The sequence below is a fragment of the Opitutaceae bacterium genome, from assembly GCA_041395105.1.
In the GTDB taxonomy this organism is placed as follows: domain Bacteria; phylum Verrucomicrobiota; class Verrucomicrobiia; order Opitutales; family Opitutaceae; genus B12-G4.
In genome coordinates, this window is record JAWLBB010000010.1 from 110,078 (window position 1) to 136,476 (window position 26,399).

The 26,399-nt window shown below is 61.7% G+C and carries 25 protein-coding genes and 1 tRNA gene; 16 read left to right on the forward strand and 10 right to left on the reverse strand.

Annotated features, from left to right (window positions below; genetic code table 11):
• Positions 1-128: 128 nt before the first annotated feature.
• The 6 genes from R3F07_19540 to R3F07_19565 all read left to right on the forward strand — a co-directional run bounded on the left by R3F07_19540 (position 129) and on the right by R3F07_19565 (position 7,040).
• Positions 129-1,436: an O-acetylhomoserine aminocarboxypropyltransferase/cysteine synthase gene (locus tag R3F07_19540; protein ID MEZ5278585.1), complete on the forward strand. Its 1,308-nt coding sequence runs from the start codon at positions 129-131 to the stop codon at positions 1,434-1,436.
• 122 nt (positions 1,437-1,558) lie between these two features.
• Complete coding sequence (gene lpxI, locus R3F07_19545) at positions 1,559-2,413, forward strand: UDP-2,3-diacylglucosamine diphosphatase LpxI (GenBank protein MEZ5278586.1); 855 nt, start codon at positions 1,559-1,561, stop codon at positions 2,411-2,413.
• A 69-nt stretch (positions 2,414-2,482) separates the two neighbouring features.
• Positions 2,483-2,938 carry a bifunctional nuclease family protein gene (locus R3F07_19550; protein ID MEZ5278587.1) on the forward strand — a complete coding sequence of 152 codons (456 nt, stop codon included), beginning with the start codon at positions 2,483-2,485 and terminating at the stop codon, positions 2,936-2,938.
• Between the two features lie 23 nt (positions 2,939-2,961).
• Entirely contained in the window at positions 2,962-4,206 is a 1,245-nt protein-coding gene (locus R3F07_19555) for a Gfo/Idh/MocA family oxidoreductase (protein MEZ5278588.1), read from the forward strand.
• Between the two features lie 124 nt (positions 4,207-4,330).
• A complete protein-coding gene (locus R3F07_19560) occupies positions 4,331-5,455 on the forward strand; it encodes a sialidase family protein (protein ID MEZ5278589.1) in 1,125 nt (374 codons plus the stop codon).
• A gap of 322 nt (positions 5,456-5,777) precedes the next feature.
• Positions 5,778-7,040, forward strand: coding sequence for a PmoA family protein (locus R3F07_19565; GenBank protein MEZ5278590.1), 1,263 nt, complete (start codon positions 5,778-5,780; stop codon positions 7,038-7,040).
• A gap of 47 nt (positions 7,041-7,087) precedes the next feature.
• On the opposite strand, the gene R3F07_19570 is transcribed toward R3F07_19565, so the two are convergent.
• Both R3F07_19570 and R3F07_19575 read right to left on the reverse strand, forming a co-directional pair.
• Positions 7,088-8,569 carry a Gfo/Idh/MocA family oxidoreductase gene (locus R3F07_19570; protein MEZ5278591.1) on the reverse strand — a complete coding sequence of 494 codons (1,482 nt, stop codon included), beginning with the start codon at positions 8,567-8,569 and terminating at the stop codon, positions 7,088-7,090.
• On the reverse strand, positions 8,556-9,485 hold the full coding sequence (locus tag R3F07_19575; GenBank protein ID MEZ5278592.1) for a PmoA family protein: 930 nt from the start codon (positions 9,483-9,485) through the stop codon (positions 8,556-8,558). Before R3F07_19575 ends, R3F07_19570 begins: the two co-directional genes overlap by 14 nt.
• 218 nt (positions 9,486-9,703) lie before the next feature.
• On the opposite strand from R3F07_19575, the gene R3F07_19580 reads away from it, so the two are divergent.
• Complete coding sequence (locus R3F07_19580; protein MEZ5278593.1) at positions 9,704-10,531, forward strand: sugar phosphate isomerase/epimerase; 828 nt, start codon at positions 9,704-9,706, stop codon at positions 10,529-10,531.
• Positions 10,532-10,568: 37 nt separating this feature from the next.
• Positions 10,569-11,114, forward strand: a complete 546-nt coding sequence (locus R3F07_19585) for a pyridoxamine 5'-phosphate oxidase family protein (GenBank protein MEZ5278594.1) — start codon at positions 10,569-10,571, stop codon at positions 11,112-11,114.
• 214 nt (positions 11,115-11,328) lie between these two features.
• On the opposite strand, the gene R3F07_19590 is transcribed toward R3F07_19585, so the two are convergent.
• Both R3F07_19590 and R3F07_19595 read right to left on the reverse strand, forming a co-directional pair.
• Positions 11,329-12,552, reverse strand: a complete 1,224-nt coding sequence (locus tag R3F07_19590) for a nucleoside monophosphate kinase (protein ID MEZ5278595.1) — start codon at positions 12,550-12,552, stop codon at positions 11,329-11,331.
• Between the two features lie 116 nt (positions 12,553-12,668).
• Positions 12,669-13,127: an acetolactate synthase gene (locus R3F07_19595; protein MEZ5278596.1), complete on the reverse strand. Its 459-nt coding sequence runs from the start codon at positions 13,125-13,127 to the stop codon at positions 12,669-12,671.
• 145 nt (positions 13,128-13,272) lie between these two features.
• Here R3F07_19595 and R3F07_19600 point away from each other — a divergent pair, with 145 nt between their 5' ends.
• The 3 genes from R3F07_19600 to R3F07_19610 all read left to right on the forward strand — a co-directional run bounded on the left by R3F07_19600 (position 13,273) and on the right by R3F07_19610 (position 15,602).
• Positions 13,273-14,133 carry an NAD(P)-dependent oxidoreductase gene (locus R3F07_19600; GenBank protein ID MEZ5278597.1) on the forward strand — a complete coding sequence of 287 codons (861 nt, stop codon included), beginning with the start codon at positions 13,273-13,275 and terminating at the stop codon, positions 14,131-14,133.
• 70 nt (positions 14,134-14,203) lie between these two features.
• Positions 14,204-14,779: a DUF4126 domain-containing protein gene (locus R3F07_19605; protein MEZ5278598.1), complete on the forward strand. Its 576-nt coding sequence runs from the start codon at positions 14,204-14,206 to the stop codon at positions 14,777-14,779.
• A gap of 4 nt (positions 14,780-14,783) precedes the next feature.
• Entirely contained in the window at positions 14,784-15,602 is an 819-nt protein-coding gene (locus tag R3F07_19610; GenBank protein MEZ5278599.1) for a polyphosphate kinase 2 family protein, read from the forward strand.
• A gap of 85 nt (positions 15,603-15,687) precedes the next feature.
• On the opposite strand, the gene R3F07_19615 is transcribed toward R3F07_19610, so the two are convergent.
• Together R3F07_19615 and R3F07_19620 are read right to left on the reverse strand one after the other, a co-directional pair.
• On the reverse strand, positions 15,688-17,193 hold the full coding sequence (locus R3F07_19615; protein MEZ5278600.1) for a Mur ligase family protein: 1,506 nt from the start codon (positions 17,191-17,193) through the stop codon (positions 15,688-15,690).
• 140 nt (positions 17,194-17,333) lie between these two features.
• On the reverse strand, positions 17,334-18,818 hold the full coding sequence (locus tag R3F07_19620) for a HAMP domain-containing sensor histidine kinase (protein MEZ5278601.1): 1,485 nt from the start codon (positions 18,816-18,818) through the stop codon (positions 17,334-17,336).
• 313 nt (positions 18,819-19,131) lie between these two features.
• Between R3F07_19620 and R3F07_19625 the strand changes: the two genes are divergently transcribed.
• A tRNA-Ala gene (locus tag R3F07_19625) sits at positions 19,132-19,207 on the forward strand.
• A gap of 98 nt (positions 19,208-19,305) precedes the next feature.
• On the opposite strand, the gene R3F07_19630 is transcribed toward R3F07_19625, so the two are convergent.
• The 3 genes from R3F07_19630 to R3F07_19640 are packed head-to-tail and all read right to left on the reverse strand — an operon-like array spanning position 19,306 to position 20,713.
• The gene (locus R3F07_19630; protein ID MEZ5278602.1) at positions 19,306-20,070 is read right to left on the reverse strand and encodes a TonB family protein; all 765 of its coding nucleotides are present in this window, start codon (positions 20,068-20,070) and stop codon (positions 19,306-19,308) included.
• A complete protein-coding gene (locus tag R3F07_19635) occupies positions 20,067-20,489 on the reverse strand; it encodes a biopolymer transporter ExbD (protein ID MEZ5278603.1) in 423 nt (140 codons plus the stop codon). The genes R3F07_19630 and R3F07_19635 overlap by 4 nt, the downstream gene beginning before the upstream one ends.
• Before the next feature lie 2 nt (positions 20,490-20,491).
• A complete protein-coding gene (locus R3F07_19640) occupies positions 20,492-20,713 on the reverse strand; it encodes a MotA/TolQ/ExbB proton channel family protein (protein ID MEZ5278604.1) in 222 nt (73 codons plus the stop codon).
• Between the two features lie 746 nt (positions 20,714-21,459).
• Here R3F07_19640 and R3F07_19645 point away from each other — a divergent pair.
• The 3 genes from R3F07_19645 to R3F07_19655 are packed head-to-tail and all read left to right on the forward strand — an operon-like array spanning position 21,460 to position 24,213.
• Positions 21,460-22,581 (forward strand): PfkB family carbohydrate kinase, encoded by a 1,122-nt coding sequence (locus R3F07_19645; GenBank protein ID MEZ5278605.1) that lies wholly within the window; start codon positions 21,460-21,462, stop codon positions 22,579-22,581.
• 4 nt (positions 22,582-22,585) lie between these two features.
• Positions 22,586-23,230, forward strand: a complete 645-nt coding sequence (tmk, locus tag R3F07_19650; GenBank protein ID MEZ5278606.1) for a dTMP kinase — start codon at positions 22,586-22,588, stop codon at positions 23,228-23,230.
• 26 nt (positions 23,231-23,256) lie between these two features.
• Positions 23,257-24,213: a hypothetical protein gene (locus tag R3F07_19655; GenBank protein MEZ5278607.1), complete on the forward strand. Its 957-nt coding sequence runs from the start codon at positions 23,257-23,259 to the stop codon at positions 24,211-24,213.
• A gap of 91 nt (positions 24,214-24,304) precedes the next feature.
• Here the strand turns inward: R3F07_19655 and R3F07_19660 are convergent, their stop codons facing one another.
• Positions 24,305-25,075 carry an alpha/beta fold hydrolase gene (locus tag R3F07_19660; GenBank protein MEZ5278608.1) on the reverse strand — a complete coding sequence of 257 codons (771 nt, stop codon included), beginning with the start codon at positions 25,073-25,075 and terminating at the stop codon, positions 24,305-24,307.
• 145 nt (positions 25,076-25,220) lie between these two features.
• Between R3F07_19660 and R3F07_19665 the strand changes: the two genes are divergently transcribed.
• Positions 25,221-26,399, forward strand: a 1,179-nt coding sequence (locus tag R3F07_19665) for a DNA mismatch repair protein MutS (protein ID MEZ5278609.1), incomplete at its 3' end; no start/stop codon positions are given.

Below are 26,399 nucleotides of genomic sequence, written 5' to 3' on the forward strand. Positions count from 1 at the left end.
CCAGCAAGTCGCGCCCGTCTTTCCTTCGTTACCTTCCAGTTCAAAACCGATCCCCGACCTCCGATCTCCGACCTCCGCTCTCTCTCTTTACCTCATCTCCCAAAACAACACCTCAACACCTACCCATCATGAGCACAAAACGATCCCCCGGACTTGGAACCCTCGCCCTTCATGCCGGACAGACCCCCGACCCGACCACCGGGTCACGGGCCGTCCCCATCTACCAGACGACCAGCTACACTTTCCGCGACACCGAACATGCGGCCAATCTCTTTGCCCTGAAGGAGCTCGGCAACATCTACACCCGTATCATGAATCCGACGACGGATGTCTTCGAGCAGCGGGTCGCCGCCCTCGAGGGCGGCTCCGGCGCCCTCGCCCACGCCAGCGGCCAGGCCGCCATCACCGACACCGTCCTCAACATCTGCAATGCCGGCGACCACATGGTCTCGGTCTCCCAGCTCTACGGCGGCACCTACAACCTCTTCCACTACACCCTGCCCAAACTCGGGATCGAGGTTTCTTTCGTCGATGCCGAGGACCCCGAAGCCTTCCGCAGGGCCATCCGCCCCAATACCAAGCTTCTCTACGGCGAGACCCTCGGCAATCCGCGCCTCAATGTCTTCCCGATCGCGGAGGTGGCCGCCATCGCCCGGGAAGCGGGAGTACCCCTCGTTCTCGACAGCACGGCGGTCTCACCCATTCTCTGCCGTCCGTTTGAGTTCGGTGCCAACATCGTCGTCCACAGCACCACCAAGTACATCGGCGGCCATGGCACGTCCATCGGCGGTATCGTGGTCGACGGCGGCAACTTCGACTGGGGAAGCGGCAAGTTCCCCGGCTTCACCCAGCCCGATCCTAGCTACCACGGCCTCGTCCACTGGGATGCCTTCAAGGCCTTTCCTCCGGCCGGCAATGCCAATGTCGCCTTCATCCTGAAGATGCGGCTGCAGTTGCTCCGCGACATCGGCGCCTGCATGTCTCCCTTCAACGCCTTCCTCATGCTCCAGGGACTCGAAACCATCCACCTGCGCATGGAACGGGCCTGCTCGAGCGCCCTCAAACTCGCCCGCTACCTTGAATCCCATGACAAGGTCGCCTGGGTCAACTACCCGGGGCTGGCCTCAAGCCACGCCCATGCCCTTGCAAAAAAGTACCTGACCGGCGGTTTCGGCGCCCTCATCGGCTTCGGCATCAAGGGCGGACTCGAAGCCGGGAAGAAATTCATCGAGGGCCTCGAGCTTCACAGCCACCTCGCCAATATCGGGGACGCCAAGTCCCTCGCCATTCACCCGGCCACCACCACCCATTCCCAGCTGACTCCGGACGAGCTGAAGACAACCGGCGTGACGGATGACTATGTCCGACTCTCGGTTGGCCTCGAGGACTACGAGGACATCGAAGCCGACGTCACCCAGGCCCTCGAGAAGGCATAGGCGGATGCCTCCTCCGCCCTCATCGGTTCAGCCGCCTCGCCGTGTCGAAGTGCCATGACCGCAATCATGCCCCCCGACACCGCGACTGCACCGGATCAGGGGTGACCACGATGTGACCACGCATGACCACTGAGCTCTCCCGCTTCCTGCCGGCCGGTTTCGATCGAAACCGGCCGGTTGCCATCATCGCCGGCAACGGGATCTACCCCCGCCTGACGGCCGAGGCGCTGCGGAAGCGGGAAATTCCCGTTCGGCTCATTGGATTTGAGGATGAAACCGCAACCGAGCTGATTGCCGCCTTCCCCGAGTCCGAGCGCCGGATCATTCACGTCGGTCAACTTGGCAAAATGCTCCGCGCTCTCGGCGATTTTCAGGCGGGCGCGGCCATCATGGCCGGGCAGATCACCCCCCGCCGCCTCTTCCATGGCCTTCGCCCCGACCTGAAGACAGCCGCCATCCTGCTCCGCCTGAAAAAGAAGAACGCGGAAACCATCTTCGGCGCGATCGCCGAGGAAATCGACCGGATCGGTGTCTCCCTACTCGATGCCCGTTCCTTTCTCGACGATCACCTCGCTTCCGAGGGACTAATGACCGGAGGGCGCATCCGGGTCGAACAGGACTATATCGATCACGGGATCGAGATCGCCCGTGAAGTCGCCCGCCTTGACATCGGTCAGGGGGTGGTCGTCCGCAAGGGAACGGTCGTCGCGGTTGAGGCTTTCGAGGGGACTGACGAGATGCTCAGGCGGGCCGGAGGCTTCAAGACCGACGGCCTCATCTTTGTCAAAACAGTCAAACCAAAGCAGGATTTCCGTTTTGACGTCCCGGTTTTCGGTCATCGCACCCTCGAAGTCATGCGGGAAAGCGGCATCGAGATGGCCGTTCTGGAGGCCGAAAACACCCTTGTCCTCGAAAAGGAATCGGTCATCCGTCAGGCCCGCGCCTGGGGCATCCACCTGCTGGGAACTCCGGGCTGAGACATCCGGACCGGATTTCCCGCCATCGGACTTGCTCACCGCACCGACCCTGGCGTATCGTTTCTCTCAATGAAAAACGACGTGGTCGAAGTAACCGTCAAGGGTGTCATGCCCACCGGGAACGGCTGCGCGGTATTCCTGGGAAACGACGACAAGAATTTCGTCATTTACGTCGACCAATCGGTTGGCAATGCCATCTCCCTCACCATGAACGGGGTGAAGCGGGATCGCCCTCTGACCCACGATCTCATGCATAATATCCTCCTCGGCCTCGAGGTCGAGGTCGAGCGCATCGTGATCAACAACGTCAGTGAAAACACCTTCTACGCCCGGATTATCCTCCGCATGGAGAATGAGCTGGGCAAGAAGATCCTCGAGGTGGACGCCCGACCGAGCGACTCTCTGGTCATCGCCCTTCAGGCCGAGAAACCCATCTTCGTCGCCCAGCACGTTTTCGAATCGGTTGAGGACATGACCGAAATCCTTGAACGCGTTCTTCGTCAGCAGAATGAGGAACAGGAATAATCCGAGTGGATTTCGGAGAAACCATGCTCAATCCTGAGCACCCCGCCCCGTCTCTCCCCACCGTCCGGATCGGCATGATTGGACTCGGAGGGCGCGGCCGAAGCCTCCTCCGGGAACTCCTCAAGTTGCCCTCCGGCATCGATATCCGGGCGCTGAGCGACCCGAATCCTTTGGCCCTGGAGAATGCGGCCGGAATGCTCAAGGACGCCGGCCGGTCCCGTCCGGAACTTCATTGCGGCGGGGGAGCCGCCTGGAGATCCCTCTGCCGCAACCCCGATATCGATCTCGTGGTGATCGCGTCGCCCTGGAGTCTCCACGCGAGCCAGGCTGTCGCCGCCATGGAGGGCGGCAAGCACGCCTTCCTCGAGGTCCCCGCCGCCGTGACCATCGACGAATGCTGGGATCTCGTGGCCACCTCCGAACGGACCGCGCGTTACTGCGTCATCCTGGAAAACTGCTGCTTCGGCCGCAGCGAGATGGCCGGCCTCAACATGGTCCGCTCAGGGCTCCTCGGTGAGCTGACCCATGCGGAGTGCGCGTATATCCACGATCTGCGGACAGTCCTCTTTGACCTCAAGGGCGAAGGCCGCTGGCGCAGGGAACCGCACACCCGGATCAACGGAAACCTCTATCCCACCCATGGCCTCGGTCCTGTTTCCGTATGCCTTGATCTCAATCGCGGGGACCGGATCGAACGGATCGTCTCGATGAGTTCACCTCAGCGGGCCCTCGCCGAGGCGGCCCGGTCCCTCCCGGACATCCATCCCGCCAAGACCGAGGAATTCGTCTGTGGCGACGTCAACACCACTCTCATCCAGACAGCCCTCGGCCGGACCATCATGGTGCAGCACGATGTGGTGAGCCCCCGACCCTATTCCCGCATCAACGGGATGGTCGGCACCAGGGGTTCCTTCTTCGGCTTTCCCGATCGCCTGGCCCTCGACCGGGAAGGCGCCCATGAATGGCTGCCCGAGGACAAGCTCAGATCCTATCTTGCCCGCTTCGACAGCCCGCTCTGGAAGAAACAGGACGACGGAGCCGTCACCGGCGGACATGGCGGCATGGACTTCGTCATGATGTCCCGCCTGATCGAGTCCCTCCAGATCGGCCGCTACCCGGACATCGATGTTTACGATGCCGTCGCCTGGAGCAGCGTCTTTCCGCTCAGCGTGGCCTCCGTCGGGCGCAGGAGCGAACCGGTCCTCGCACCGGATTTCACCCGCGACCGCTGGAAGACCAATAAGCGCATATTTCTTCCTGAAGTCTGATGTTCCGGGGCGTTCCTATACGGTTTCAACGAAACGGCGGTTCCGGGACCTCCCGCTTTGGCCATTTCGCCCCCGGCAGACCTCACCATACCCGGCACCTTGCCCGCCGACTCCGGACCGCACCATGAGCTCCCTCACACTCTCCCTTCCTCACCGCCCCGGCAACCCCCGCAATTCCGAGGGCGCCTTCCTCGATCTCGCGGATGGCGGCATCCTCTTTGCCTACACCCGGTTCACCGGCAGCTCGTGGGGCGATCACGCCAGCGCCGTCATCGCCGCCCGGATTTCCAGGGACGGCGGACGGACCTGGAGCCGACGGGACCGGACAATCGTCCAGGCCGAGGGCCGGTGCAACGTCATGAGCGTCTCCCTCCTCCGGATGAATGACGGCGCCATCGGACTCTTCACCATCCGCAAGAACTCCCTCAACGACTGCGTTCCCTACCTGCGGCGCTCCAGGGACGAAGGCCGAACCTGGTCGCGACCCGTCCGGTGCATTCCCGCGCCCGGCTACTGGGTCGTGAACAACGACCGGGTCATCCGACTCCAATCCGGCCGCCTGATCCTCCCGGCCGCGCTTCATCGCAGCAAGAAACAGAGCAGGGAGATCGACTACACCTCCTTCGAGTCACGTGGTCTGGCCTTCTTCTTCCTCTCCGATGACGATGGCCGGACCTGGCGCGAGGCCCGGGACTGGTGGGCTCTCCCCCGGCGGAGCGGATCCGGCCTCCAGGAACCCGGCGCGGTCGAACTGCCGGACGGTTCGCTCTATGCCTGGTGCCGGACCGACATCGGACGCCAGTGGGAAATGCGCTCACGCGATGGAGGAGAGACCTGGAGCCGGCCGCGACCATCACCGTTCCATTCACCGAACGCCCCCCTGTCGATCAAGCGCATCCCCCGGCTCAATACCCATCTCGCCATCTGGAATGATCACCATCCGGATCGGTGGACGGCGGAAACCCATGCCGAGTCGAAGTACCAACCCAACACCAGCTGGGGCCGCACTCCGCTGGCGGCGGCGCTCGGCGAGCCGGGCACCCATCAATGGACCACGCCGATCCTGATCGAGGACGATCCCGACCGCGGGTTCTGCTACACCGCCATCCATCCGACCCGGGATGCCGTTCTCCTCGCCTACTGTTGCGGCGGCCGGGGATCGGCCGTCCTCCAGGACCTCTGCATCCGCCGGATCGGACTGGGCGAACTCAGCCAACGGTCCGGATACTCCGCCGAAAACAAAACGTAGTATGCTACGTATTCTTTTAGGCCCGAAAACAAAACGTAGCACACTAGAATGGCGCTTGGCCAGCGAAAGAGTCGGATCAGCCAACGAGGTGTTGACTGCTCTTCGACGGCGGGTCCGGAGGCCCTCGCCCTGACAACTGAAATCGGAGCATCCGTGGCAGGGCTGGACGTCCCCGGCCAGCCGCAACGGTTGTCCGAGACAAAACAACGACAAGCACCCTTAACCAAGCGCCATTCTAGCACACTACGGTTGGTTCATCCGTCAAAACTCCGCTCACCCGCCCCTCTCCCGCAGCCCCATCCCCCCAGACCTGATCGTGCGAATGATGCCTCCGTTCTCCGTTCTTCAGTCCTCTCTCCTCGCCGTCCTCGCCTTTTCCGCAGCGGCCCTTTCCGCCGCCGAAGTCCCGGAACCCGTCACCATCCGGGTCCATGCCGGCTCACATGACCGGCTGGCCACTGCGGTGCGCGTCCGGATCGGCGACTCCCGGACCTCCTGGCAACTGACCGGGCCCGACGGGCAGATCCTCCCGCACCAGCTCAACCTGGGCTCGGATCTGGTGTTCCGGACCGGCCGGATCGCCGCCGGGGCCACGGCCGACTATCGCTTCGGTCCGGCCAGCCGCCCGGCGGACACCTCCCCGGGTGGCATCCTGACCCATTATGATGAAGAGGGACTGCGCTTTGCGGGCGCGGGAGAGTCGCTTGCCTTCTACCGTATAGTCCCCATCGAACTGGAGGGAACCGGGATCGATCCGCTCTACCGCCGGGCCGGCTACCTCCACCCGCTCAGGACACTCAATGGGGTCACCGTAACCGACGACTTCCCGCCCGACCACCTCCATCACCACGGCATCTGGTCAGCCTGGACCAGGACCGGCTTCCAGGGGCGGAATCCGGATTTCTGGAATATGGGGAAGGGATCGGGCGGGGTCGCCTTCAAGAGCCTCGAGGAAGCCTGGGAGGGGCCGGTCGAGGCCGGATTCATCGCCTCTCATGAATTCTTTGAGCGACGGGACGACGGCCTCGACCAACCGGTTCTGATCGAACGCTGGACAACCCATATCCATGCGCCGCATCCCGAAGATGCGGGTGCCTGGTTCTTCGATCTCGAACTCGAACAGACAACCGCAGGGCCCGACCCCCTCGAATTGCTCGAATACCACTACGGGGGGGTGGCCGTCCGCGGCAACGGCGCCTGGAATGGGGCCGAAAACGCGCATTTTCTCAACGCGGACGGCGAATCGGATCGCATCGCGGCCAATGCCTCGCGCAACCGCTGGTGCGCGATGAGCGGCCCGGTCGATGGAGCGATCGCGGGAATCGCCTTCCTCGATCACCCGGAAAACCTCCGGTCTCCACAACCGCTGCGGGTGCATCCGACCGAACCCTATTTCTGCTACTCGCCGTCACAGCTTGGTCCCTTCACCATCGATCCGAACACCCCCTACCGCGCACGCTACCGCATCGTCGTTTTCGATGGCGAAGCCGACCCCGGGCAACTCGACCGGCTCTGGAATGACTTTGCCCATCCCCCTGAGGTGGAAACGATTGACAGCGACGAACCGAAAGCGGTTTCCCGATAGACCCCCCGCGGGTCCGTGGAACGCCCCCGTCCGTCACTCCAGTTCGATTACGCCAGGTCCGGGACGACAAACCCTTCCCGGTATTCGCGGGTGATCAACCGGTTCGCTTCGGTCGAGAACTCGCCCTCGAAGCATTCCATGGCTTGATCAACGGTCAGTCCCGCCCCGAGCGCAGCCGGCGTCAGTCCGAAATCCACGTCGTTCCTCCCACAATGCTCCAGCATGCGGCCGTAGGCATCGGACAGGACGGCATTCCCCTGGATCTGTTCGTTGATCAGCCCGACGGGCAGGGTCCTGCCCAGCCGCTGGCTGATGTTGCCAAGGTGACAGAGCGCGCTGGAGATATGGGCGCCTTCGATCTGTCCGTTGACCATCTTCGGCTCGCGCGTTCGAATGGCATCGAGGAAGTTCTGTACGTGGGTGGCGCCGTCGTCGCCCTTGAAGCTCCGGATACGCTCACCGGCGTTGTCATAGGCCCAACCGCCGGGGCCTCCCCCGGCGAAGTAGCCGTTCTCACACTCCACGACGACGCCGATCCGGATGCCCTTGAAATTGTCCATCCCGTCGATCTCCGCACTCATGGGCAGACCCCGCACCTCAAAGAGCAGGGGCGCTTCCGGGTAATCAAAGAAAATGGCCTGGGTGTTCGGAGTCTCCCCATTGTCGACGTAACCGAAACGTCCGCCCACGCTGAGCACCCGGTCGGGCATGGCCGGATCGCCCAGGAACCACCTTGCGATGTCCACTTCATGGATACCCTGGTTGCCGAGGTCTCCGTTGCCGGTGTTCCAGACCCAATGCCAGTCGTAGTGCAGACGCTCGCGCATGAGCGGCTCGAGCGCGGCCGGCCCGGTCCAGAGATTGTAATCGACCGAGGCCGGAGGCGTCTGGGGCCGGTCGACGAAACCGATGCTCTCGCGCCGCTTGTAGCAGAAGCCCCGGGACACCTTGATCGGGCCAAGATTTCCCGCCCGGATGTAGGCGACTGCGTCGATCAGCCCCTGGGACGAGCGCTTCTGGGTGCCGGCCTGCACGATCTGTTTCGATCGTGCCGCCGCCCGGACCACCTGCCGTCCCTCCCAGACATTATGCGAGATGGGCTTCTCCACATAGACATCCTTGCCGGCGTCAATCGCCCAGATCGCCATCAGACTGTGCCAATGATTCGGGGTGGCGATGACAACCGCGTCAATCTCCTTGTCCTCGAGCATGCGTTGGCAATTGAGGTAGGTCCGGACGCTCTCACCCCACTCGGCAAACTCCGCCCGCCGCTTCGCCAGGATATCGGCATCGACATCGCAGAGGGCGACAATCCGCACCCCGTCGTGCTCCCGGAAATCCTTGACGTGGCTCCAGCCTTTTCCCCGCAACCCGACCACCCCGATTCGGATCGCGTCGTTCGCTCCGGGTACCTGGGCCCACGACCGGGCCGTCAGCAACGATATCGAGGACAGACCGGCCGCCCCCAGCGCGGTCCGTTTGAGAAATTCCCGTCGGTTCAAACGGGGGTCGGATTCAGGGGTTTTCATGGATTGATTCAGTATAAAGACTGTATTGAGCGGCAACGCCGGCCGATTCCGAGTCGCCGTGGTGAAAGAAAAACCGATAGCGGAATCGCACGGACCCGCCGGCCGGAATGGATAGGTCGCCCGTCCCGGGCGGCGCATTCTCGAAATCATGCACCCCGAACGGATTGGCCGCAAAGAGCCCGTAATCGCGCACGTGCCACCAGGTCGGGTGCCGGGGGTTGTCCGGGTGATCAAAGATCGCCACCCCGACCCACTCCCCTTCAACCGGACCCGAATAGTCCACCCAGGCCGACCGCTTACCCCAGGCCGCACCATCCTTCAGTCCGGTGCTGGTCTCGATCGTACCCTGCGCAACCGGACCTTTCACCCGCATGCTCGGAGCGACGCGGATGGCCATCGTGCCCTCCTTGGTATCCCCAAGGATCAGCGGGGCTTCACCGGCGAACAGTTCCACTTCGATATCGAGAAGCACTCCGTTCTCGAGCAGGCGGAATCGGTGGTTCCGGATATCGCGACATACCGGATTGCTCTCGGCGTCCCGCCAGGAATCGACGGTGCGGAAACCATCCTCACCAAGCTCAAGGGACTCCTGAACAATTCGCGGCCCCTTTCCCTCGGTCCAGAAATCAAGGCCATTGACCGATCCGTGAGTGAACCAGAGGCCGCGGTGATGCCGATGATCCTCCTCGTCGTCCGGCCCGGGGTCGACCGGCCAACCGCGGGTCAGGGGAATACGACCATCCAGCAGAATGGGAAAAAAGAACGGGCGCGCCGCCAGGTCGGGCCGATAGCGGGTGAAGAGACGGCCCCCGATCTTCACGGTAACCACCCCGTCCTGCTCCGTCATCGCAAGACCGTCACCGGCATCGAGCCCGATTTCAGGCACATTCCCTGAATCTTCCGCGGGCAGTGGCATGGCTAGCGCGAGAATCCCAAGCAAAAGGAGTAACTCTTGAAAACACCAACCGGATCGAGCCACGGCAAACACATTCCCGAGCAAGAGGAATCCCGGGCCCATCGGCAAGGAATTTGCGCCTGGCCCGCCCCCCTTGATCGTCTTCAACCACTTCTGCGCCCACTTCCGGCTTCCAAACGGCCGCCGATCGTGGCAGGGTGAGACACGCTCACATCGTGATGAAGGCGACACTCGTATCCGGAGAATATCCCTGGCAAGTGGCCCTGAGGCCTCAGGGAATCAAGCTCATCGACAATCTCGACGTGGTTTTCCACGCGCTCACCAACGCGGGAATCGACGGCTGGGAAGGGTTCGTCCCGGATGAAAAGGAGGCCGGGACCTTGTCGACCCTGTTGGCAAAGCATTCGCTCAGCATGCCGTCCGCTTACGCCAACCTCCGACTGCATGAGCCGGATTCGGACCGGGTCATCGCCGAGACAATAGCCTCAATCCCCAGACTCAGGAAACTCGGTGTCCGTTTCCTCGAAGTCAATCCCGAGCCCATCGCCTGGGGCAGCCCGCTCGACAAGGACGATGCCCAGTTGCGAAGGCAGGCCATCAATCTGCAGGCGCTCGGCATCCAGTTGCTCGCTGGGGAAATCGAACTCTGTTACCACACCCACGACCCCGAAATGCGTCAGAGCGCGCGCGAGTTTCACCATATGCTCCAGGCGACCGACCCCATGGTGGTCGGCTTCAATCTCGATCCCCATTGGATCTACCGGGGTTGCGGCAACAGCCAGATCGCCCTCGAGGACATCCTCGACCTTTACGGGGATCGAATCCGCACGGTTCATTTGCGACAATCAATCGGCGGGATCTGGTCGGAAACCCTCGGAGAGGGCGACCTCGACTATGAACCCATAATCGATGTGCTTAAAGCGATCGACTTCGACGGAGTCCTCGTCCTCGAACAGGCTGCAGAGCCGGGCACCCCGGAAACCATGCCGATGGCGGAGCGCGAGCGCCTGAACGCCGCCTGGGCCCGCAAGGTCTTTGGCCTCTGACCGTTCCCCCACGCGAACACCGATCGATCCGACGCCCATGGGAAGAGACTATCCTGAGATCAATCCGAAGATTGCGGACTGGATCCGCCGGCAGAAAATGTTCTTCGTATCGACGGCGCCCCTCTCCGCGGCGGGCATGGTCAACTGCTCCCCGAAGGGTATGGATACCTTCCGGATCCTTGGCCCGACAACCATCGGCTACCTCGACCTTACCGGAAGCGGAGTCGAGACGATCGCCCACCTCAAGGAGAATGGTCGAATCGTCATCATGATGTGCGCTTTCGAGGGCCCCCCACGGATCCATCGTTTTCATGGGCGGGGAAGAGCCCTGATCAAAGGGACACCCGAATACCAGGAAATCATCGGTCATTTCGATGAGCTGCCCGGAACCCGCAGCATCATTCGGATTGAGATCGATCGAATCAGTGATTCCTGTGGCTATGCCGTCCCCCTCTACGACTACAAGGGAGACCGCGACGGACTGACCCGATGGGCCGAAAACAAGGGTGCCGGCGGAATCGCCGACTATCAGAGGGAGAATAACGCCGTCAGCGTCGACGGCCTCCCGGCACTCGGGGCCTGACCCGCATGGCACAAAGTTAAGGGGTATTCAGGAGGGATCACGAGATGTAGCCGCGGCAGTCTCTTGCCGCGTATCCACGTTGACACGCCCCAAGAGACTGGGGCGACTACACCAGACAAATACACCAACAAGAAATGCCAGTTCTGAGCCAAAGAATCTGCTTATCTTGGTGCCATTCGGGCCTGACCTTAGTGCCACTCGGGGCCTGACCCCCTCAGCTGCCCCGACGGATATCCGATCCGCGGAAGTGGATCTGAAAGCGGAAGACCTTTTTCGTCCGGCATTCGATCACGCCGGTCGTGAGATCCACTTTTTCCGGAATCTCCTGCCGATGGATGTCGACGACGGCATGGAAGCCACGTTCGGAGAAGACGTCCAGAAGCATGGCCAGAGCCAGGGGGTTGGAAAATATCGCCTCCTCGGAATTGACGTAGGCCCGGCCGGTCAGGGCATGGCGCAGCACAATCGGCATGAACCTGTCCTCGATGATCCGCACCACCTGTTGAAAGAGGACCGGTTCATCAAACTCGTACCGATCGAGACGACGCACCAGTTCCTGGCGGGCGTGGATGGTGATCTCCGAGGCAATCGGAATGGAGCGCAGGCGATCAAAGGTCCGGGGATCCAGTTCCAGGGAACTCTGGTACTTGAGCTCCTTGATGATGTTCTGGTGGACTTCCTCGATCGGGCCCTGGGCGTTGATGAAGTGGTAGTGGAAGATCTCCCGCAGCGACTGGAGCGCATCGTAGGTCTGTTCCTTGAACACCCGGTAACGCCGGCGGGCCGCCTCCGGATCCAGGTCCGTCGCCCGTTCCTCAAGCAACTCACCCACCCCTGTCCGCCGCACTTCATCGTTGTGCTCACGAACCTCGTTGCCGCGCTTGATCTGGCGGGCAATGCTCTCCTTTTCATCCACGAAAAGGACCATGATATGCATGATGGGCTGGCGAAACTCCTGAGCCAGCGGTGTGTTGTAGAAATCCCGACGCAGCTGATTCATCCGGCTGACCAGCAGCTTCATGCATTCGACCTGGACGTGAGTACGGGGGAATCCGTCGAGAATCGCACCGTCCCGGTACCTGCGCTCCAGCAACTTGCGGAAGAGGATCTCGACCACCTCCCGGTCTCCGACCATGCCGCCGGCATCCTTGATCTTCTTCGCTTCCGGCGTGTCGAGCAGGGAGCTGACCACGATGGGATCGCAGGTCAACCCCCTCACCTGCATGATGAAGGGGGTGTTGGTTCCCTTGCCCGCCCCCGGAGCGCCCCCAAGCAGGATCAACTCCCTGGGAAAGCGCATGCCCTCCGGCCCGTGTTCGCTCTCAAGAGTCTCCCAGACCGAGTTGAAAATGAGTTGGGCGTCCTTGACCTCAAGATCGAGGAGAACCGGTCTGGAAGATGGTTCGGCTTGAGGCTGGTTGGTGGCCTTGGAGGTCATCGGTATGGAGGAAAATGGATGAGGCTTCGTCCTGAAATCGAGACCGGATCCGTCAAAGCGGCAATGATAAACGGAGCAGATTCGCCTGAACTCGCGGCCACCGCCCCACCGCGGACTCAGCGGCTGATGTCGCGCTGGTCAATCACTCGAATGCCCCTCAACGAAAGGGCGTCCGCCGCCAGTTCTTGGTCTTCCAGGTGCAGGACAATCCCACATCGCCCCCTCGGTCGCGATACAAAGGGATAGAGGTAGTGGATGTTGAGCTCGGCTTCGAGCAGGGCGGAGAGCACTTTCCCAAGATCGGCCTCGGTCGCCATCTCCACTCCCAGAACCTCGCTCTCATTGCAGGCCAACCCTTTGGCAGCAAACAATGCCCGCGCCCGGTCCGGGTCGTCGACCACCACCCTAAGGATCGAGCTGTCGATCGTGTCGACCGTGGACAAAGCCATCACATGCACCTGGTCCCCGGCCAAAAGGCCGATGATCTCCGAGAGGATGCCCACCTTGTTCTCGGAGAATACGGAAAACTGGATGATCGGTGATCTCCGGACCGATCGGGTTTCACTCGTGGCCATACCTCCAGTTTCCGGATTCGGATCCCGAATGCACGCCTATTCAGCTCCGGACTCCAGTCCGTCGTCGGCCGTCCGGCAAAGCTCAAAGCTTGCACCGGCAGGCAGAGTGGACAGATACAGAGAGCCACTCCTGCTTCTCCATCACATGAAGATCATCGTCACCGGCGCTGCCGGCACCATCGGCACCGCAGTGGCCGACCACCTCGCTTCCGTCGGGTTCTCGGTGGTCGGCGTGGATCGGGTCTTCAAATCCGGACGTGCCTACCCGTTGCGCATCGCCAATCTCCTGGTGCGGGAGGCCGCCTACGAGATTCTCGCCGGGGCCGATGCCGTCGTCCACCTTGCCAACCATCCGACGAGTTGGGGCCGCGACGCTCAGACCATTGTGAATGAGAATGTCGCCATGAACACCCATGTCACCCAGGCAGCGGTGGAATTGGGCATCCCAAAGCTTGTATTCGCCAGCACCATCCAGGTCATGACAGGCGACCGCCGGGCCGAATTCCGGAAAGAACAGCCCAGCGTCCTCGCTTACCTTCCGCTCGACAGCGAGAGTCCGGCCATCCCGGAAAACCCCTACGCCCTGAGCAAGCACCTGACCGAGACCATGCTCCGGTATTACGCACGGAATCATGGTCTGAGTGCCGTCGCCATCCGGTTTCCCTTTGTTTTCAACCACCGGTGGCATTTCGGGGGCATGGGCGGGATCCACCAACACTACAGGCTCGATGAAGCCTTCAGTTTTCTCGAGATCGAGGACGCCGCCGGACTGGTCGAGGCGGTCCTCAGAACTGACCTGCCGGGTTTTCGCGTCTATTTTCCGGCCTCCCATGAGAATTTCCTCAACCGACCGGCCGGCGAACTGGCCAGGGAATTCTTCCCGGAGGTTCCGCTCAAGGTGCCCGCCGACCAACTTCAAAGCCTCATCGACACCGCCGTCATCACACGGGAAACCGGTTGGTCCCCCCGAACCCACGTCTTCGAGAAAGAAAATCCGTCTGTTTGATCGCACCTTCAAGAGATCCCGGAGGCACTTTCCGTTTGCGTGATCCCGCTCTTTTCTGATTGCTGGAAACGTGGCCATCGCCTTCAGCATCGCATTGGGACTCGGGTTGAGCGCGGCCTGTGGATTCCGGGTCTTTGTGCCCCTGCTCGCACTCAGCGCGGCCGCCCATGCCGGCCAGGTCAGTCTGGCTCCCGGATTTGCCTGGATCGGCACCGAGGCGGCCCTCCTCGTCTTCGCCGTCGCCTCAGTCTGTGAAATCGCGGCCTACGCCTTCCCCGTTTTCGACAATTTCCTCGACACCCTCGCCACCCCCGCCGCCGTCATCGCCGGCAGCCTGCTGACCGCATCCGTTGCCTTCGAGCTGGCTCCCCTTGCCCGCTGGTCGCTCGCCCTGATCGCCGGCGGCGGTATCGCCGGGCTTATCCAGGTCGCGACAACCGCAACCCGGGCGGGTTCGACCGCGGTGACCGGAGGCATGGGCAACCTGGTCGTGTCCAAGGCAGAATTCATCGGCTCCGCCACCCTCAGTTTTCTCGCGGTCTTCCTGCCCTTTGCCGCGCTCGGCGTGACTCTCGTCCTGATTGTCTATGCAACGGTCCGGATCCTCCGGCGTCGCCAACGTCTGAAACACTCTGTGAACTCCTGAGACAATGCCCAAACGCGTCCCCTGCCTGAAACCACTTCCTCTCGACGAGCCCGTAGAACTCCGGAAGATCGATCCCGCGCAGAGAGGACTCTTCAATCCCGGCAAGAGTGACTCCCGATCCGCCCTCGATAGTCTCTGCCGTGAGCTCGCCGGCCTGCAAAGACTGGTCTACGCCGAGCATAAGCACGCCGTCCTTCTCGTGCTCCAGGGAATGGATACAAGCGGCAAGAACGGGACCATCCGCAATGTCTTTCATCTGGCCGATCCGGTCGGCGTTCAGGTCGCCAGCTTCAAGAAGCCCAGCACGCTCGAGCTCGACCATGATTTCCTCTGGCGGATCCATCACGAAACGCCCCAGAAAGGGGAGATCCGCATCTTTGATCGAAGCCACTACGAAGACATCACCGCCGTCCGCGTCCACAAACTGGCCCCTCCGGAAATCTGGCAGCGCCGATTCGACCACATCAACAATTTCGAACGCCTTCTGACCGACGAAGGCACGACCATCATCAAACTCTTCCTCCACATCGACCGGGATGAGCAGAAAAAACGGCTCGAGTCCCGCCTGCGCATTCCGGAGAAGCGCTGGAAATTCGACCCGAGCGATCTCCACGCCCGTTCCGCCTGGGAAGGGTATATGGACGCCTATAATGAATCCCTCACCCGAACGAACACCAAGTGGGCCCGCTGGCACGTCGTTCCCGCCAACCACAAGTGGCTGCGCAACCTGCTCGTCGCCCGCGTCATCATCGAAACCCTGAAGGGCCTCAAGATGACCTACCCCCAGCCCAAGATCCCTGACGAACTGCTGAAGTTCGATTGAGCCGGGTGAATGGAATCCGGGTCGGTCCAGTCGGCAGTGCGAATCGGCAGCGGGAAAAGTCGTTGGCTCCCAACCACGACATCCATCAACCGGCTTCTGCTCTCCGCCCTCCGTCTTTCTCCCTCATCAGATCCGCCAACCGGGCGATGACCCCGCCGAAGGATCCGTTGCTGAACAGGACCACAACCGTCGGTCGATCCGGATCCGCCCGCACTTCGCCTGAAAGAGCGTTCCACGTCTCTTCATAAGACCGACAGGCCTCGGCCGCCGCCCCCGTCTCGGTCAGGTGCCCGGCCAACTCGATTGTGTCCAACCGGTTCGCCGGATCCAGCCGCTCGGCCCGGTCGACCGGCGCGAGAATCACCCGGTCCGCTAGGGAAAGGGCCGGGACCAACGCGCCCTGGAAGGTCCGCGTGCGGGCCGTATTGCTCCTGGGTTCAAAAGCGGCGACGAGGCGCGCCCCGGGATGGCGGCTTCGAAGCGATTGCAGGGTCAAACCGACCGCGGTCGGGTGATGACCGAAGTCTTCAATGAGGATGACCGCCCCACGCCGTCCCCGGATTTCCTGGCGACGTTTGACCCCCTGAAATCGGGACAGTCCGTCGAGGCGAAGCGCCGTCGGACTGTCCGGTGAAACCGCCAGACCAGCCGCCAGGCAGGCCATCGCGGCGTTGCGGGCATTGAACAAGCCCTGCTGAGACCATTGAACTTCCGCCCATCGTCGGCCGTTCCAGACCAGTTCAAACCGGGAACCCTCCGGCGACTCCGAGAAACCCTCGATCCTCAGATCATTGGAGGAACCTTCGCCCACCCGGATCACCCGCGTCCAGGGGATTGGAAGCAGTCCGACCAGGTTGGGGTCGTCGCCGTTGAGGAGGATGGCACCGTCTCTCGGAACGAGTCGGACAAAATGCGAAAATGTCCTCACCACGTCCTGGAGGTCGCGAAAGATGTCCGCATGGTCGAACTCCAGGTTGTTCAGGACCGCAATCTGCGGCGCGTAGTGTATGAATTTGCTCCGTTTGTCGAAGAAGGCGCTGTCGTATTCATCGCCCTCGATCACAAAGGGATCAGCCGGGCTTCCGGCGTGGTTGCCCATCGGAAAATCACGGGGCACTCCGCCGATCAGGAAACCCGGGTCACGCCCGTTTTCGCGCAGAAGATGAGCGGTCAAGGCCGTTGTCGTCGTCTTGCCGTGGGTCCCGGCAATCACGATTGTCCGCCGCTTCTCAAGCGCCATCCGGCGCAGAACCGCCGGCAGTGAGTCATAGGCCATCGAACGGGAAGCGAGGAGCCATTCGATCTCGGGATTTCCCCGGGAAAGCGCATTGCCGACGACAACCAGGTCCGCCCCGCTCGCTTCGAGAGCCGCCGCATCATACCCCTCCCGGAAATCAATGCCGGCAGACCGCAGGACATCGCTCATCGGAGGATAGACATTGGTGTCCACGCCGAGAACCTCATGACCGAGCGAACGCATGAGCAGCGCCGCATTGCCCATGGCTGAACCGGCGATGCCGAGGAAGTAGATCCGCATCCGCCAATGGTATTCGAAAAGACCCCGACCCGCGCAAGCTTTCTGGAGATCCATCAAAATACCCAAGTCCGATACATGCCGTCGGCTCGAGCGCTTTGGCGGCCAAAAGGGTGTCGCAAACGTGGGGGCGGCTCGCGCGCGCCTCTCCACGACCTTTTCCGGGACCGGATTGCCAAAGCGCACGCCAGGTGCCCCTAACGTCGATGGATCGGCAACCAGACCGTGAAACAGGAGCCCACGGCGACTTCGGATCTGACCTCAATCCGGCCGCCATGCTGCCGGATGATTCCGTTGGCCGCCGCCAGACCCAGTCCTGTTCCGCGGCCGGCCCGGCGGGTCGTGAAATAGGGGTCGAAAATCCGCTCAATCACCCTGGCTTCGATTCCGCGACCGTTGTCCTCGATGTCAATCACCAGCCAATCCCTCGCCTCGCCCTCCCCCTCATCGAAGGTCTGCGCCGAGCGGGTCGAAACCCGAATCCGGCCGCCCGTAGGCATCGCCTCGACGGCATTGGTCACCAGACTGTCCAGTGCTTCGACAATCAGGGCGGTATCCCCGTGACCGCGGTCGAGTCCACCCTGAAGGTTTCGCACGAGCTCAATGTGATCGATCGGCAACTCCTGGTGGCGCTCGAGCACGCTTTCGACCAGCCCGTTCAAGTCGAAGTCAGACCGATCAAGCACCTGTTGCTGACTGAAAGCCATCAAGCGCGCGACCAGCGCGGCCGCCCGGTCCGCAGCCTGGGCCGCGATCTCCAGGTGATCGTGCGATCGCTCGCTCAGTTGGGGATCGGCGAGGACCAGTTCGGAATACCCTTTGATGACCGTCAGGATATTGTTGAAATCGTGGGAGATACCCGCGGCCATCCGACGGACCGATTCACCGATCTCGGCTTCCCGGAATTGATGATCCGACGGCATCGATTCCGAAAGATCGAACCCAAACGCCCAGACCGAACCCTTCTCGACATCCGGGACATAGGTCCAGCTGATGACATGCCCGTGGCACGAAACCACCCGATTGGCCAGAGTCTGCCCTGACTCAAAGCTCGCCCGGGCCGCAATCCGGTGATCCGCGGGGAGCCAACCGTCCAGCGGAACCCCCTCGCTCTGACAGAGAAGACGGGCCGCCCGGTTGACGTCGACGACGTCACCATCCGCACTCAACCGAATGATCGGGTGCGGGCTGTGCCGGGATGCATCGTCTCCTCCTCGAACCTCAAGTGATGGCAAAGCGAGCAATTTTGGCGTCATCCGATCTTCAATGGCAACCTCCAAGGCCGTCGCAATTTCGTCCGGAAGGTCCGGATCCGCCACCCCATCGAAACCGATCCGCATGGGTTCAATTCCCGACGAAATCAGGAGGATGACCGGGACATCGGAGAATCTGCGGCGCACCGCCTCAAGCACCCGGTAGGCATCCCCGTCAGCGACCTTCGGCCAGGTCACGACGGCATCGGGACGTTGGACTCCGAGCGATTGTTCGAACTCGACGATCGTGCCGAAATGATGTCGGTGCCAGGCACCGCCCTCCGGAACCGTCGGGACCGCACGACTGAACGTGCCCCCGCCATCCCCCACAAAATAGACCACCGACTGAAAGCCCAACGACTGTTCCATTGAATCGCCCTCCCGTTCCTCCCGGTTTTCGCCCCTCCGGCCCGTCAGATCGACGTCCATCCATCGAGCATGGATTCATCCAGTCCAAAGGCAATCATCCCCCCGCAAGGTTCGGTCAAGAGAAGGTAAAAGACTCCCGTGAGATCGATGTCGGAGACGTCGTCGGGCAACGGAATCGATGAAAAAGGCTGTTTCCTGGGTCCGTTTGCGGCCCGTCCCCGCCGGTTTTCCTCAACGCCCTGAGCAAAAGCCCTTCCGCATCAATTGCCCGGTCCGGGGAAACCTCCCGATACCACACCGCGCTTCGGCGATTAAAAAATCCTTGCCTTTCCACGTTGGGTGAGGAATTTCCTAAACCTTTAGGACTGGTAACGGGGACGTAGCTCAGCTGGAAGAGCACTACAATGGCATTGTAGGGGTCGTCGGTTCGAACCCGATCGTCTCCACCAGGCTTCGTTCCGAGCAAGGAGAGAAACGAAGCCTGTCCCGGCGTAGAAAGCGAAGCCTCGGGGTCTAGGGTCTACACCAAAAGATGGGGACAGTGGGTCTAATCCGTCATCCGAAACGTCACCCGCGCCGGGTAGCTTCGGCCGTCCGGGGTGGGACCGAACTTGCGCACGGCGGCAAAGGCGGCCAGCACGCTGCGATCGAATTCCGGATTACCCGAGGCCGAAACAACCCGTGCACCGCTGAGAACCCCACTCGAGGAAACATCAAACTGCACATCACATTGCAGGCGGTCGCTGAGACCCTCGGGCTTGGCCCAGGCCCGCTTCAACTGCTCCCGGAGACGGGCGAAATAGGCATCGAGCGCGTTCATCTCGGACTGGGACATCCGGCTCAATGATGTCGTATCCACCATGATATTACGAAGATTGTCGAGAATCCGCGAGGTGTCGATCTTCGGGACGGTGATCGGCTTGGGGGCGACGGGCCGCGGCTTCTGTTCCTTGGGCGCCCCCTGCTTCTTCACGAACTCCTCGTAGGAAATCTGCTTGGGCGGAGGCTCCGGCTTCTTCTCCACGGGTTTCGGTTCGGGTTTGGGCTCCGGTTTCTTCTCCACCACCGGCGGGGGCTCCGGAATGGGTTCCGGGATCGGGATCACCACCGGCTCAGCCGGCAGGGGCTCGAAGGCGATATCCACACTCTCCTCCGTCGTGTCGGTCTGCTCGGGAATCGATACCATTTCGAATATCGCCGGTTCCGGCTTTTCCGGTGGTTTGAAAAGCATCAAAAGAATGGCCAGGCCCGCCAATCCCCCGTGGAGGATGACCGATGCGATGAACGCTCCGGTGGCATTCTTTGGTTTCATCGGGCCTGCGGCTGCGTATCCAGACTGATCTTCGACAGCTTGTTGCGCTTGAGGAGATCCAGGAGAGTGACCACCTCCTGATAGGCAATGTTCCGGTCGGCCTTGATGCTGATGACCGGCGGACGGGTGGAAAGCGACAGGAGCTGAAGCTGGGTCTCGAGCTGCGCCTGGTTGACCCGGGTCCCGTCAAAGAGGTAGCCCCCGGGCAGGACCGTGATCTCGCGAAACAGGATATCCTGATTCTTCGCGTCCGCATTGGTCGTGACCGGCAGATCCACCGGCAGGGTCTCCTCCTGTTTGATCAATGGAGTGCTGATCATGAAGATGATGAGCAGGGCAAACCCGAGATCAATCAGGGAGGTGACGTTCAACTCCGACAGAGCCGTCAACCTCTGCTTGCGGTGAAAGGAGCGGGCCATGGTCAACGGGACTCCAGCTCGAAGCGATCAGCCAATGAACTGGCGAAATTCTCCATTTCCGTGATCAGAAGCCGGGTCCTCGAGAGCAGGTAATTGTAGCCGAAAACCGACGGGATGGCCACGAGCAGACCCGCGACCGTGGTCAGAAGCGCACCGGAGACACCCGGTGCCAGCGACTGGAGAGTCGCGGTGTTCTGCATGGCGACGGCTCCAAACGCGTCCATCACCCCCCAGACTGTCCCCAGCAATCCGAAAAACGGAGCTCCCGGACACGATCGTCGCCAGAAAGACCATGCTGGATTCGTAGAGCAGGGTCTGATTGGCCACCGCCCGTCGCAGGGCATTTTCCGAGTGCTCAACCCGGGCCGAAGAAAGCCGCTCGTCACTCTCCCCCCTTCGAGGTTCGACCCGCCAGTAAGCCTCGAGGGCATGACGAAACATGTTGGCGTAAGGGACGGATTCCGGCATCCGGAACCCCTCGGGCAGATCAATGATGGTGCGCTGCTCCCGGAGTTTGTCCTCAAATGCCCGGTTGTAGAACCGTAAGCGCCGCAGTTCGACCGACTTGCCGATCATGATGGTCCAGGCCACCAGGCTGAAGAAGGCCAGGGCGGCGATGATGATCTTTCCAGCGAAGTTCGACTGTTCGAAATAACTGAAGACGTTCGGTCCCGATATCTGGGCCAGAAGCGCGGGGATCGACGAAGCAAATGCGGGCATCGGCAGCCATGTTTGGCAGGATTCCCCGGCCGATCAATGGAATTTGACCGCGATGAGCCGGGATTTGGTCAACCCAAAGGGGTCATTGCTTGACTCTTGACAAAGCCGAGGGGCGCTTTGTCAAGAGTCAAGCAATGACCCCTTACCTGTCCGCGTCTCCTTAACCGTCCGTCTTGCCCAGCCCGATGGATCGCACATTCTGTTTGCGGTCGGACGGGGGAGCGCATTTCCTCACCGACAAATCGTCATCATGGATCATCGGAAAGCCACCCTCGAGGAACTCCAATCTCACCGCAGCTCGATCTCATCGAAGCATGCCGTTCTCGGTTTCGACGGATTCGTCGACAAGATCATGCATGTGGTCGCGCGGCGGTCCGGCCCCGGGCTCGATTTCGAGAGGATGCCGCTGATCACGGATTTCGGCGGGCGGATCACGGCCGCTGCCGGGAAGAGCACCAATATGGAACTCTACCCCGTGATGGAAAAGCTCGGAGGAAACGGTCCGATCATGGGCAACGCCCTGATCACCGCCGGCGTCAAGACGCGCTACGTCGGCGCTCTCGGCAAGCCGGCCATCCATCCGGTCTTTCACGACTTCGCCGCCCGCACCGATGCGGTCTCCATCTGCGAGCCCGGCTTTACCAATGCGGTCGAATTCGAGGACGGCAAGATCCTCCTCGGGATCATGGCCAGCCTTGATGAGATCAATCTCGAGTCCATCATTGCCGCGATGGGCGAAGGTGCCTTCATCGACATGATCTCCCGGGCGGATCTGATCTCGTTGGTCAACTGGACGATGATTCCGCAGATGACCCGGCTTTTCTCCGAGCTTCTGGACCGGGTGCTTCCGATTCTGCCCCCGCGCGACCAGCGCATCTTCTTTTTCGACCTGGCCGATCCCGAAAAACGGTCGATCGGAGATCTCCAGACCGCCCTGCGGACAATCAGCCGTTTCCACCCCTTCGGGACCGTCACCCTGGGCCTCAACCTCAAGGAGGCCCTTCAGGTCGCCGCCGCCCTCAATTTCCCGGAACCCCGAACCGACAAGGATGGCCTCAAGGCGCTTGCTTCGAGGATACGCCAGGAACTGCAGATCGGCACCGTGGTGGTTCATCCCACCGACGCGGCGGCTTGCGCCACCCGTGACGATTCCTGGTGGGTTCCAGGCCCCTTCACCAGCAAACCAAAGATCACCACCGGGGCCGGCGACCACTTCAACGCAGGTTTTGTCACCGGTCAGCTCCTGAAACTCTCGCCAACCGCCTGTCTGGCCATGGGAGTGAGCTTTTCGGGCTATTATGTGCGCACAGCGAAGAGTCCGGGACTGAATGACGTGGACGGATTCCTCAGAACGTGGCAATCTGAAGCCTAAGACCATGAGTGAACTAAAGCAGGGCATCCTGATTTCCTTCGAGGGCTCCGAGGGCAGCGGCAAATCGACACAGATCGAGCACCTCGTTCCCGATCTCGAGAAAAAGGGTTTCGATATTGTTGTGACCCGCGAACCGGGTGGCACCGAGATCGGCGAAGAGATCCGACACCTCCTGATTCACAGCAGCAGCAACTCCGAGATGTGCCCGGAGACCGAACTCCTTCTCTTCGCCGCCAGCCGGGCGCAGCTTGTCCGCGAGGTCATCCTGCCCGCCATTCAGGACGGGAAGATCGTCCTGTGCGACCGCTACCTCGACTCCACCACGGTCTATCAGGGGGCGGCACGGCGTGTCTCCGCCGATCCGGTCAGCATGATCAACGAATTCGCCATCGGTGCCGTCGTGCCCGACCTGACCATTATTCTCGACGTCCCTGCCGAGATGAGCATGTCCCGGGTCCGCCATCGTGCTTCCGACCTGCCCGACCGGATGGAGCGCGAGAATATCGATTTCTACCGGATCGTCCGCGAAGGCTACCTCCTGCTGGCCAAGTCACTCCCTGAAAGATTCCACGTGGTTGACGGCACCAGGACGGAAAAGGAAGTCGCGCGATCCATTCGCAATGAGATCAAGAAGCGGTTCTCAATCTGAGACGCCCGCCTTCACCGTCCACTGAAGTGAACCCGCCCGGATTGTCCGCCCCCGAGGGTTCGATCGCCCGCACCATCATAGAGCGGGCCATGCGCAACAAGCGGCTGGCTCATGCCATCCTGTTGTCGGGACGATCCCAGCCCGCCCTGGAGGCGCTTGCCTTTGAGGTGGCCGCCCTTCTGCTCGAATGGCAGGCCCCCGCCGATGGGAGGTCCATTACGACTTTTGCCGACTTCTTCTCCCTCCGGCCCTCAAAGAAGGCCCGGCAGATCAGCGCGGACGACACCCGCGAACTGATCCGCCAGATCCAGCACTCCCCCCAGATCGGCAAGCGGAAGATAGCCGTCATCTTCGAGGCGGATCGATTGAATCCCGCGTCGTCGAATATCTTCCTCAAGACGCTCGAAGAGCCGCCTCTCGACACGACCATCCTGCTGTTGACGACGCGGCCCTATTCTCTCCTTGCGACCATCCGAAGCCGTTGCCTCCACCTTCGGCTCACTGATGAAATCCTTGTCGAGGAAGATGCGGAGACAAAGGATTGGCTGAAAGCCTACCGCGGCTGGCTCGACCAGCTGGTGGCCGGTCCGCCGGCCAAGGAAACGGTCCCCGAACTGATCCTGGGCCTTTACGCGCTGGTCAGTGACTTCAAGGCGAACCTCGAACGTGCGACCAAGATTGCTCTCGCCGCCCACGAACGACCCAAGGGCGAAGCCCTGACCGATGAGGAAGAAGATGCCTTCGAAGCGCGCGTCACCATTTCGGTTCGCGATCACCTGATGGCCGGGATCGAGGAAACCACCAGCCGCTTCGCCCGCGACCAGGCAGCCCGGGGTGACGAAGTCATCGCCGCCCGACTTCCGGCAGTGATCGAGGCTCTCGAAGACATCAATCGCCTCCTGCGCTACTACTTCCCTGTCCCCAACGCGATCGAGCAATTCCTCCTGACCTCGCTCCGCCTCTGGACCGCCCCCAGGCGCTGATCCAGCCAGCGGTACTATCGCGGGTCAGGTTTTTCCGGAGCCTGGACTCCAGTCGCACCACTCCCGGTCCAGGCATCGCTGCGCGACGGCCCTACCCCAAAAAGCGCCTGACCTCCTCCACGAAGCTTTCGCGGGTCTCGAAATGGGGATTGTGACCCGCCTCAGCGATCCGGACGATGGTCGCGCCCGGGAAATGCTTTCTGGCCTTCACCTCATCCGAACTCCGGAAATAGCCTGATTTTCCTCCAAGGAGGAAAAGGGTCGGTCCCGAAAACGAATCGTCCTCCCCAAGGGGCTCGTCTTCCAGGATCGACATCCCCTCCTCGATTGCGGTGATATTGACCTTCCAGCTGAAGCGTCCGTCTTTGCCTCTCTCGAGATTGGTCAGGAGAAACTTCCGCAAGCCCCAATCCTCCACCAGCGACTTCATCATTTCCTCGGCCCCGGTCCGGGACTCGACCCGGTCGAGACGGAGCGCATGCATGGCCTCAAACTCCAACAGATGCGTCGATGGGTAGGCTCTTGGCGCGATATCCACCGCGATCAGGCTGCTCACGCGCTCAGGGTGACGACAGGCCATGCGCATCGCCACCTTGCCCCCCATGCTGTGACCCATAATGACCGAAGCACCGACCTCATGATGGTCCATCCAGGTCATCACATCCTCCACCATCAGATCATAGGTGTGCTCATCGCGCCAGGGGGACTCCCCGTGATTCCGGAAGTCAAGGGCACAGACGTGATATGAATCCGACAATTCCCGCCCCACCGTCTGCCAGTTGCGGGAGGAACCGAGCAGACCGTGCAGAATTACCATCGGTGGTCGTCCCTCGCCTCCCAGATCCCGGTGAAAAAGTAACATGAGGCAGTGTTTTCAGAGGCCCGCCCCGAGACAATCCCTAACCCGACCAGATTCCGGGATTGAAGGACCCAAGGGTTTTTTGGTGTCGTTCCCTCTCCCATTTCGTCTATCACTGTCCCGGAGTCCCTTTCCCTTCCCGGTCCCCATGTCCAAGAGCACCAAGATCACCCCGATGATGCAGCAGTATCTCGAGGTCAAACGCAACCTGCCGCCCAATACGGTGCTCCTTTTCCGTCTCGGAGACTTTTACGAGATGTTCCACGACGACGCAGTCGAGGGCGCCCGGATTCTCGGGATCACCCTGACCCGCCGCAACGACTACGCCATGGCCGGCATCCCCTACCACGCCGCCCAGAATTACGTCGGCAAGATTCTCGCGGCCGGTATGAAGGTCGCCATCTGCGATCAGACGGAGACCCCCAAGCCCGGAAAACTGGTGGAGCGCGCCCTCACCCGCATCCTCAGCCCCGGAACCACCCTCGAGGCCAATCAGCTCGAGGCCAACCGCAATCACTTCCTCGCCGCCATCGACCTGACCAGGGAGGGACTCCATGCCGCCTGGCTCGATCTCTCCACCGGCACCTTCCAGGTCGCGTATGATCCGGATCCCGCCAACCTCCTGCCGGTTCTCAACTCCGTCGATCCCGCCGAGATCATCCTCCCGGAAAACGAACGCGCCGATTGGACAAAACACCGCCACGACAGCCCGGTCTACGAGCAGCTGCTGCAACTCTGCGCTTCCCGGGCGGTCAGCGAATTGCCCGGTTACCACTTCGACAGCGCCCAGGGCGCACGAATGGTCATGGAAACCCTCGGCGTGCTCAACCTCGAGGGCTTCGGTCTTTCCACGCGCCACCCCGCTCTCGGCACCGCCGGCGCCGCCCTCCACTACGCCACGGAGAACCTCTGCGCGAAGCCGGAGAATATCACTTCGATCCACGAATACCGGTCGACCCGCAACCTCCTGGTTGATCCGGCCACCCTGCGCAATCTCGAGATCTTCCGATCCGCCCGGGGAACCCGCGAGGGCAGCCTCATCTCGGTCATGGATGCCACCGTCACCGCCGGTGGTGCCCGCCTCCTCGAGCAATACCTGATCGCTCCCGTCCTCGACCTCGGAGAACTCCATCGCCGGCAGGCCAGTGTGGCCGCCTTCTTCGCCAACCCGGCCGCCACCGCCACCCTGCGCGACCTCCTGAAACGGGTTCGCGATCTGACCCGCATTCTCGGACGCCTCCAGAATCGGCTCCGCACCCCGCGGGAACTCGGCGGGATCCGCGAAACCCTCGCCCAACTCCCTGAGATCCGGTCGACCCTCGATGCC